A 3,496-nucleotide genomic window follows, 5' to 3' on the forward strand; every position below is an offset into this window, starting at 1 on the left:
CGGTGCCGCTGGCCTCCGCGGCGGCGAAGCTGGTGGTCGCCTCGTTCGCGGCGGCGGTGACCATGGCGCTGCTCGGCCACGCCGGCGGGGGACGGCTCGGCAACTTCGGCGACGTCGGCGTCGACCAGGCCACCTTCGGCCCCGCGGTGTTCCTGTGGTTCGTCGGTATCGGCGGACTGACGGTGTCGATGGCCGGAGGCATCGCGCGCCGCCCGAGGCCGGCGAAGCTTCCGAAGCCCACGCCTGCGGACGAAGCGGCCGCGGTGGATGAACCCGCGCCCGAGACGGAAGCAGACGCCGACCCGGTGCCCGGCCCGGAACCCGACACCGAGGCCGAACCCGAGCCGCCGCCCGAGCCCGGTGGGCCGGTGGGCGATGAGCCCGCCGCCGCGGAACCCGGAGAACCCGTCGACCCGGAAGACCACTTCATCACCGATGACGACCTGACCGGCGACGAGGATGCGTCCCGCGATCCGTCGCGCAGACCCGCCGACTAGGCTGCTGCGGGTGCAGCAACCGCTACGTGTGCCCCCGAGTGCACCTGCGCGGCTGGTCGTACTCGCCTCCGGCACCGGGTCGCTGCTCGCCTCGCTCCTCGACGCCGCGTCGGGCGACTATCCCGCCCGCGTGGTCGCCGTCGGCACGGACCGCGCGTGCGCGGCGCTCGACATCGCGGCCGAGGCCGGGGTGCCGTCGTACACCGTGCGTCTCGGCGACCACCCCGACCGGGACGCCTGGGACACCGCGATCACCGACGCCACCGCCGCGCACCAGCCCGATCTGGTGGTGTCGGCCGGGTTCATGAAGATCCTGGGTGCGCAGTTCCTCGGCCGGTTCCCCGGCCGCGTGGTCAACACGCACCCGGCGCTGCTGCCCGCGTTCCCCGGGGCGCACGCCGTACCCGAATCGCTGGCCTACGGTGTCCGGGTCACCGGCTGCACGGTGCACCTCGTCGACGCCGGAATGGACACCGGGCCGATCCTCGCCCAGGAGCCCGTCGCGGTGCTCGACGGCGACGACGAGGCCACGCTGCACGAACGGATCAAGACAGTCGAGCGACGGCTGCTGGTGGATGTGTTGGCCGCGTTGGCGACTCGCGGCGTGACCTGGAGCGGACGAAAGGCGACCATAGGATGACCGAGGGACGCAGGCCGATTCGGCGCGCGCTGATCAGTGTCTACGACAAGAGCGGGCTCGGCGAGCTCGCGCGGGGCCTGCACGAGGCCGGCGTGGCCATCGTCTCCACCGGGTCGACCGCCAGAACCATTGCCGACAACGGGGTTCCGGTGACTCCGGTGGAGGACGTCACCGGATTCCCGGAGGTGCTCGACGGCCGGGTCAAGACCCTGCATCCGCACGTGCACGCCGGACTGCTGGCCGACACCCGCAAACCCGAACACGTCTCGGCCCTGGAGAAGCTCGGCATCGAGGCGTTCGACCTGGTGGTGGTGAACCTCTACCCCTTCAGCGAGACCGTCGACTCTGGCGCGTCGATGGACGAGTGTGTCGAGCAGATCGACATCGGCGGCCCGTCGATGGTGCGCGCCGCCGCGAAGAACCATCCCAGCGTGGCGGTCGCGGTCGACCCGCTCGGCTACGACGGTGTGCTGGCCGCGGTGCGTGCAGGCGGATTCACGCTCGCCGAGCGGAAGATTCTGGCCTCGTTGGCTTTCCGGCACACCGCGGAGTACGACGTCGCGGTGGCGTCGTGGATGGGATCGACGCTGGCGCCCGAGGAGCCTGCACAGCGGCTGCCGGCCTGGGTGGGCGGCACGTGGCAGCGCACCGCGGTGCTGCGCTACGGCGAGAACCCGCATCAGCAGGCGGCGCTGTACCGCGACGCGGCGGCGTGGCCGGGGCTCGCGCAGGCCGAGCAGTTGCACGGCAAGGAGATGTCCTACAACAACTACACCGACGCCGACGCGGCGTGGCGCGCGGCGTTCGACCACGAGCAGATCTGCGTGGCGATCATCAAGCACGCCAACCCTTGCGGCATCGCGATCTCGTCGACGTCGGTCGCCGACGCCCACCGCAAGGCCCACGAGTGTGACCCGCTGTCGGCGTTCGGCGGCGTGATCGCGACGAACACCACGGTGAGCGTCGAGATGGCCGAGACCGTCGCCGACATCTTCACCGAGGTGATCATCGCGCCGGCCTACGAGCCCGGCGCGGTCGAGATCCTGCAGCGCAAGAAGAACATCCGCATCCTCGTCGCGTCCGAACCGCAGCCCGGCGGCAACGAGTTCCGCCAGATCAGCGGGGGACTGCTGGTGCAGCAGCGCGACGCGCTCGACGCTGCAGGCGACGATCCGGCGAACTGGACGCTGGCCACCGGGGAACCCGCGGGCCCGGACACGCTGACCGACCTCGTGTTCGCTTGGCGGGCCTGCCGCGCGGTCAAGTCCAACGCGATCGTGGTCGCATCCGACGGGGCCACCGTCGGTGTCGGCATGGGCCAGGTCAACCGGGTCGATGCGGCGAAGCTCGCCGTGCAGCGCGGCGGCGATCGGGTGCGCGGCGCGGTGGCCGCCTCCGATGCGTTCTTCCCGTTCCCCGACGGGCTGGAGACCCTGGCCGAGGGCGGGGTGACGGCCGTGGTGCATCCGGGCGGGTCGGTGCGCGACGACGTCGTCACCGAGGCCGCGGCGAAGGCGGGCGTCACGCTGTACCTGACCGGGTCCCGGCACTTCGCGCACTGAGCGCGGCGTGCCTAGCGGCTGATCTTGGTCTGGGTGTCGATGGCGCCCATCACCTCGTCGAGCACCTGCCGCTGCGGTTCGGCGACGTCGGCGTTGATCTGCAGCACGAAGAGGCCGTTCGGCGACGGCACCAGGGCCGTGGTCTGCGCGATGTCGCGCCGCAACCCGTCGCGCAGGAACGTGCCGCGCACGTGGACCGAGTCCAGTCCGTCGAGCTGTCCCTTGCGGCCGCCGCCGGACTCGTAGCCCGGCAGGTTCTTCAGCTCGTTGGGCGCGTACTCGAGCAGTCGCTGCGCGTCGACGTCGCCCTCGAGCTTGGACACCAGCAGCGTGACCGTCGGCGGCTCCGGGTTGCCCGGCGTCTCGCGGATGATCGCCGAGTACGCCCATGCCGGCCTGCGGGGACCCGCGTCGGACCAGCCGGGCGGGATCGGCATGGTGATCACCGGGGCGCCCGGCGTGGTGCGCTGGATGTTCGTCTCGTCGATCCGGTTCTCCCGGATGTAGTCGGCGATGGTGAAGGCCCGGGCGTTCGACGGCGCCGACGGCTCCGTGGTGGACGTGCGGGTGGTGGTGGTCGTCGAGGTGTCGTCGGATGCGGTGGGCGGCGGCGAGGGCGCCGGGTCCGAGCCGCCGAGACGGGTCAAGCCGAAGATGCCCGCGCCGATGAGGATCAGCACGGCGACGATGCCGCCGGCGATCAGCAGCGGGCGTCGCTTCCCCGGCGCCTTCGGACGCGGCGGCGGCGCGCCGAATCCGGCCGCGCGCGACGGTTCGTCTCGCGGCGGCGTCCACGG

At 72.1% G+C, this 3,496-nt stretch carries 3 protein-coding genes and 1 pseudogene; 3 read left to right on the forward strand and 1 reads right to left on the reverse strand.

What is annotated here, in order from left to right:
* The 3 genes and pseudogenes from Q2100_RS30355 to purH form a co-directional block, all read left to right on the forward strand.
* Positions 1–497, forward strand: a pseudogene (locus Q2100_RS30355) (DUF6350 family protein); the annotation flags it as partial.
* 10 nt (positions 498–507) lie between these two features.
* Positions 508–1,137 carry a phosphoribosylglycinamide formyltransferase gene (purN, locus tag Q2100_RS30360; RefSeq protein ID WP_302917002.1) on the forward strand — a complete coding sequence of 210 codons (630 nt, stop codon included), beginning with the start codon at positions 508–510 and terminating at the stop codon, positions 1,135–1,137.
* Entirely contained in the window at positions 1,134–2,699 is a 1,566-nt protein-coding gene (purH, locus tag Q2100_RS30365; RefSeq protein WP_302917003.1) for a bifunctional phosphoribosylaminoimidazolecarboxamide formyltransferase/IMP cyclohydrolase, read from the forward strand. The genes purN and purH overlap by 4 nt, the downstream gene beginning before the upstream one ends.
* A gap of 11 nt (positions 2,700–2,710) precedes the next feature.
* On the opposite strand, the gene Q2100_RS30370 is transcribed toward purH, so the two are convergent.
* Positions 2,711–3,496: LpqN/LpqT family lipoprotein (locus tag Q2100_RS30370; RefSeq protein ID WP_302917004.1), on the reverse strand; the 786-nt coding region annotated here is incomplete at its 5' end.

This window comes from Mycolicibacterium arseniciresistens (genome assembly GCF_030519285.1).
Classification (GTDB): domain Bacteria; phylum Actinomycetota; class Actinomycetes; order Mycobacteriales; family Mycobacteriaceae; genus Mycobacterium; species Mycobacterium arseniciresistens.